We start from the raw sequence: 5884 nt of genomic DNA on the forward strand, positions 1-5884 counted from the left end.
TCATGATCGGACGGGACCCATGCTAATAATTCATGACCTTCAGGATGTTCATCCTCGACGTGTGCCAGAACCTGACATACCGTTACTCATGCCACCGGTCACGCTTCGCGCGCGGCACCATCAGTCTCGACGCCTTCGCGCTCGACGCCTTCGCCCTGGCGGCGCAGACCGTAGGTGACGGCGTCCGCCAGCGCCTCCCAGGACGCGGCGATGATGTTCTCGTCCACGCCGATCGTGTCCCACCGGTCGCGGCCGTCGCTGGTCTCCACCAGTACCCGGGTCACCGCGCCCGTGCCGGACCTGCCGTCGAGGATGCGCACCTTGTAGTCGACGAGGTCGAGGTCTGCCAGGCCCGGGTAGCCCTTCTCCAACGCCTCCCGCAACGCTCGGTCAAGGGCGTTGACCGGGCCGTTGCCCTCGGCCGTTGACACGTGCCGCACGCCGCGGGAGACCACTTTGACGGTCGCCTCGCTCACGACCTCCCCGTCGGGCCGCCGCTCGACGATCACGCGCCACGACTCGAGGGTGAAATAGCGCCGCTCGCCTTCGATCTCGTCGCGCAGCAGCAGTTCGAAGGATGCCTCCGCCGCCTCGTAGGCGTAACCGGCGGCTTCCCGCTCCTTGACCAGGTCGACGACCCGCCCGAGGGCCTCGCGCTGGCCGGACAGGTCCAGCCCCAGTTCCCGGCCCTTGAGTTCGATCGTGGCGCGGCCTGCGAGCTCCGAGACCAGCATCCGCATGTCGTTGCCGACCACGGCCGGATCGATGTGCTGGTACATGTCCGGGTCGACCTTGACCGCGCTCGCGTGCAGCCCGGCCTTGTGCGCGAACGCGCTCGCACCCACATACGCGCGGTGGCTGTAGGGGGCCAGGTTGGTGATCTCGTCGATGGCGTGCGAGACCCGCACCAGCTCGCGCAGTTTCCCGGTGGGCAGCACCGGACGCCCGAACTTGGTCTCCAACCCGGCGACCACGCTGAACAGGTCGGCGTTGCCGCACCGCTCGCCGTAGCCGTTGGCGGTCCCCTGGACGTGAGTGACCCCGGCCTCGACCGCGATGAGAGTGTTCGCGACCGCGCAGGCGGTGTCGTTGTGGCAGTGGATACCCAGGCGCGCACCGGTTGCGTCGCGCACGGCGGCGACAACCTCACCGATCCGGGTCGGCAGCATGCCGCCGTTGGTGTCGCAGAGGACGACGACCTCGGCGCCGGCCTGCGCGGCAACCCGGACCATCTCCAGGGCGTAATCAGCATCGGCCCGGTGGCCGTCGAAGAAATGCTCGGCGTCGACGAACACCCGCTTACCTTCGGTACGCAGATGCGTCACCGTGTCCCGGATCATCGCCAGGTTCTCGGCGAGCGTGGTGCGCAGGGCCCGCTCGACGTGCCGGCGGTCGGCTTTCGCGACCAGGCAGACGACGTCGGTTCCGGCGTCGCGCAAGGCTGCGACCTGGGGGTCGTCGGCGGCTGTGCGCCCGGCACGGCGGGTGGCGCCGAACGCGGTGAGGGTGGCGTGGTCCAGACGGAGCTCGGTAGCGGCGCGGCGGAAGAACTCGGCGTCCTTGGGGTTCGACCCGGGCCAGCCGCCCTCGATGAAACCCACGCCAATGTCGTCGAGGTGGCGGGCTATGGCGAGCTTGTCGCCGACCGACAGCGACAGGCCCTCCTGCTGGGTCCCATCACGCAGCGTCGTGTCATAGACGTGGAAGGAGCCTGGGTCGTCTGGAAGCACAACGCGCCTCTCACTGGCGGATCTAAAGGGCCAAAGGCGATGCGATCGTGGTTCTTCTCGCATCGCCGGAGGCCGAAGTCCCCGGGTCTCTGGCGGGCCACTGCCCTGGCCACTCTGGGTGTCACGCGTCCGGCGGCATGGGTGAGCAGCCGGTACGCGCGACGAGGGCAGGTTCACCGCCGACCGCCCACTTTACGGCGTCGCCGGCCCTACGGTCAGATTTTTACCCTGCCGAAACCCTGCCGAGACCCTGCCGACATCAGTCGCCGGCAAAGCGGCGCAGGCGCTCAACCTGGAGGATGGTGATCGTCTGTCCTTCGGCCAGAATCCAGTTCCGCTTCTCGAAGTCCCGCAGGGCCTGGTTGACCGACTGGCGCGAGCCACCGAGCAGGGATGCGATCTCGGTCTGGGTCAGGCCCAGCTCGATCAGCGGACGTCCGGACTCCCGCATCCGCAACAGCAGCAGCTTGGCGACCCGCCGGGGCAGGTCGAGGAAGACCAGGTCTGCGTTTGCCCCGGTCAGGCGGCGGACGTGGGCGACCAGCGCTCGGATGAGCTGCTCGGCGACGGCCGGCCGCTCCCGCACCAGCTCCCACACGGCCGCACGGTCCAGGACCAGCGCCTCACTGGGCTCCAGCGCCTCGACGCTGGCCGAGCGCGGACCGGCCTCGACGATGTTGAGCTCGCCGAGGGTGTCACCTGGGCCTGCGATGTTGAGAACGTGGTCGCGACCGTCGTCGGCGGTTGTCAGAACCTTCAGCCGCCCGAAGGCCACTACAAGCAACGTGTCAGATGGATCACCTTCAGTAAAGACAACTTGGCCGCGGCGATACCGGCGCACGACAGAGCGTGCGGCTAGGCGCGTCAGAGCCGGCTCGTCCAGTTCCTTCAGCAACGTGGTCGCTCGGAGCAGCGCGACCGCTTCTTCCTCCTGCACACCGAGACCGTAGCGCCAATGTCGGGAATTGTGGGCGACCGCCGCCCCACTTTGGCAGTGATGTGCGCCGGTGGAGCGAAAAAATTGCCGCTAGCACCAGTTGATCAAACTGCCGAACACTGGTAGCTAAACAGTAGAACGCTGGACGCTCCAGCAACGCACAACATCTCGCATGGACAGCACTCCGGCCACCTCGCCGCCCGCACAGACGATCAGGTGTCGGAATCCGCCACGCAGCATTGCCGCGGCCGCTTCATCCAGGGACCAGTCGGGATCGGCGAACACGACGTCACGGGTGATGTGATCGCCGGCCCGCTCGGCATCGGGGTTCTGGCCCGCCGCCACGGACATCAGAACATCACGTTCGGTGAGAATCCCATATCCCTGGCCATCGACGTCGTGCACAATGGCCGCGCCGACCTTCCGGGCGGCCATAAGCCGCGCCGCCTGACGCAGGGTATGCTCAGGCCCGATCATCAGAACCAGAGCGCTCATTCCGTCGCAAACCCGCATCACGGTCTCCCTGGAGCTTGTGCACGTGTCAAACGAGAACGTGACAGGAGACGTTAGGCGCAGCGGAGGCTGATGACCAGACCATCGCGTGTTCAGCGTGGCGAGACACGGGCACTGGGTGGCAGGTGGCGGGTGGCGACTGTCGGACCTCAGGCGTCGTGGACGCGTTCGTTCCAGATCTTGTAGCGGTCGAGTTCCCCGCGGGTCGCCTGGTGGAACAGCTCCAACAGTTCGCGGGTGATCGGCCCAGGTCGGCCCGTTCCGACCGGTCGGTCGTCGATCTCCACGATCGGCACCATCTCGGCCGCGGTCCCGGTGAAGAAGGCCTCGTCCGCCAGATACAGGTCGGTGCGCACGATGTGCTGTTCGCGGACCTCGTAGCCCTGGTCGGCGGCGATCTGCATGATCGACGCCCGGGTGATGCCACCGAGCGGACCGTCGCTGAGCGGCGGCGTGATCACCATTCCGCCCGCGACGATGAAGACGTTCTCGCCCGAGCCATCGGCGATATGTCCGTTGGGGCTGGTCAGAATGGCCTCGTCATAACCGGCCTTGAGCGCCGCGACCTTGGCGAGCGACGAGTTGAGGTACTGCCCGGACGCCTTGGCCGCCGGCGGGATGATATTGTTGTCATTGCGACGCCAGGTCGAGACTGTGGCCCGGACGCCCTTCTCGCCGGCGTCATCACCCAGATAGGCGCCCCACGGCCAAACCGCGATCATCACCTCGATCGAGGACGGCAGCGGGTTCAGGCCCATCTCGCCATATCCGAGGTAGATCAGCGGCCGGATGTAGCAGGCGTCGATCTCGTTGATCGCGACCGTCTCCTTGATCGCCGCAATCAGTTCCGCCTGGCTGTACTGCGGCTCCATCATGTAAATCTTGGCGCTGCGATACAGCCTCGCGACATGGTCGGTCAGCCGGAACACGGCGCTGCCGTGCGCGGTGGAGTAGGCGCGGATGCCCTCGAAGACGCCCCAGCCATAGTGGAGGGTCGGGTTGAGGACGTGGATGCGGGCATCGTCCCAGTCGACGAACTGACCGCTCATCCAGATCTTTGACGTCGGTGTAATGGCCATGTGTGACTCCAGGCGTGGGCGACGGAACTTAGAGCGACCGGACAAGTGACGATCGTGCCGATCTTCGCCGTGGTCAGGCCCCGTCGGCTGCCGTCGTACCGGATCTACGGCCCTTCCGAGGATAGCGCCCGGACGCTGCTCCGGGGACTTCGGCCTCCGGGCGCGCGATCTGACGATCGTCGCGCGCCCTTTGGCCCGGACGCTGCTCCGGCAGTGGGGCCTTCAATCGGTTCTTACCCGGCGACCCGGGCCGCCAAGTCCTCGCCGACCGCACGGGTGGGCGCCGGGCCCGCGTGACCGGCGGCCCGCCGGGACCGGTCGGCCAGCGCCGCGGCGACCGCGGCCTCGACCCGGGCCGCGTCGTCGACACGGCCCAGGTGTTCCAGCAACATCGCGACGGACATCACGGTGGCCGTCGGGTCCGCGATCCCCTGCCCGGCGATGTCGGGAGCGCTGCCGTGCACCGGTTCGAACATGCTCGGATGCGCCCCGGACGGGTCGAGGTTGCCGCTGGCCGCCAGCCCGATACCCCCGGTGATCGCAGCGCCGATGTCGGTGAGGATGTCGCCGAACATGTTGTCGGTCACCACGACGTCGAAACGTCCCGGATCGGTGACGAAGAACATCGACGCGGCGTCCACATGCTGATAGTCGACCGCCACGTCGGCGAACTCGCCGGCGACATCGGCGACCGTACGCAGCCACAGGTCGCCGGCCCTGGTCAGGACGTTGGTCTTGTGGACAAGCGTCAGCCGCCGGCGGGGGCGGGCCTGGGCCCGGCGAAACGCGTCGCGAACAACGCGTTCGACACCGTAACGGGTGTTGATGCTCTCCTCGGTGGCCACCTCGAAGGGTGTGCCACGACGCAGCGTGCCGCCGGCACCCACATACGGGCCCTCGGTTCCCTCCCGCACCACCACCATGTCGATGTCCGGCTCGCCGGCCAGCGGCGTGGTGACACCCGGGTAGAGCCGCACCGGGCGCAGGTTCACATAGTGGTCGAGCTCAAAACGCAACCGCAGGAGCAACCCGCGTTCCAGCACACCGCTGGGCACAGTGGGGTCACCGACGGCCCCGAGCAGGATGGCGTCGTGCTCACGCAGTTCGTCGAGCACCGAATCGGGCAGGGTCTCGCCGGTGGCGTGCCAGCGGCGCGCGCCCAGGTCATAGTCGGTCGTCTCCACCTTGGGCTCGACGACGCGCAGAACGCGCAGCCCCTCCGCGACAACCTCTGGTCCGATGCCGTCCCCGCCGATAACCGCAAGCCTCATGGGCGCGACTGTAAACCGGCACCGTGAACCGGCATCGTCACCCCCCGCCGCCACTGGTCGGGGCCCGCCCGGACCCCACCGCTCCTCACCGACCCGGCGGTGACCCCCGGCTGCCGAGCAGTGTGCCCCTGAGCAGGGAAGACACTTCGCGACACGCAGGATGACACGTCGGACATAATCATGATCATCACATACAGTCCACCGATCACATGTCACAACCGGTCAGACGACGGTACGTTGCGTGAGTAACGATGATAGGAACCTCACACCGACGAACCGATACAGCATGCGACGACACAAAGGGGTGAACGGCGCATGATCCTCGAAGAAATCCCATCCACGAGCCTCCCCGAT

5 protein-coding genes are annotated in these 5884 nt (G+C 67.3%); all 5 read right to left on the reverse strand.

The genetic code is table 11. The features are described from left to right. Positions 1 to 98: 98 nt before the first annotated feature. Entirely contained in the window at positions 99 to 1730 is a 1632-nt protein-coding gene (cimA, locus tag U9980_RS02695; RefSeq protein ID WP_322766531.1) for a citramalate synthase, read from the reverse strand. A gap of 259 nt (positions 1731 to 1989) precedes the next feature. Next, the gene (locus U9980_RS02700; protein ID WP_322766532.1) at positions 1990 to 2667 is read right to left on the reverse strand and encodes a Crp/Fnr family transcriptional regulator; all 678 of its coding nucleotides are present in this window, start codon (positions 2665 to 2667) and stop codon (positions 1990 to 1992) included. A gap of 126 nt (positions 2668 to 2793) precedes the next feature. Continuing rightward, positions 2794 to 3180, reverse strand: coding sequence for a cyclic nucleotide-binding/CBS domain-containing protein (locus U9980_RS02705; RefSeq protein ID WP_322750865.1), 387 nt, complete (start codon positions 3178 to 3180; stop codon positions 2794 to 2796). 149 nt (positions 3181 to 3329) lie between these two features. Then, a complete protein-coding gene (ilvE, locus tag U9980_RS02710) occupies positions 3330 to 4259 on the reverse strand; it encodes a branched-chain-amino-acid transaminase (protein WP_322766533.1) in 930 nt (309 codons plus the stop codon). Between the two features lie 233 nt (positions 4260 to 4492). Continuing rightward, the gene (locus tag U9980_RS02715) at positions 4493 to 5530 is read right to left on the reverse strand and encodes a 3-isopropylmalate dehydrogenase (RefSeq protein WP_322750867.1); all 1038 of its coding nucleotides are present in this window, start codon (positions 5528 to 5530) and stop codon (positions 4493 to 4495) included. Positions 5531 to 5884: the final 354 nt, after the last annotated feature.

This window comes from Protofrankia sp. Cr1, assembly GCF_963555865.1.
GTDB lineage: Bacteria > Actinomycetota > Actinomycetes > Frankiales > Frankiaceae > Protofrankia.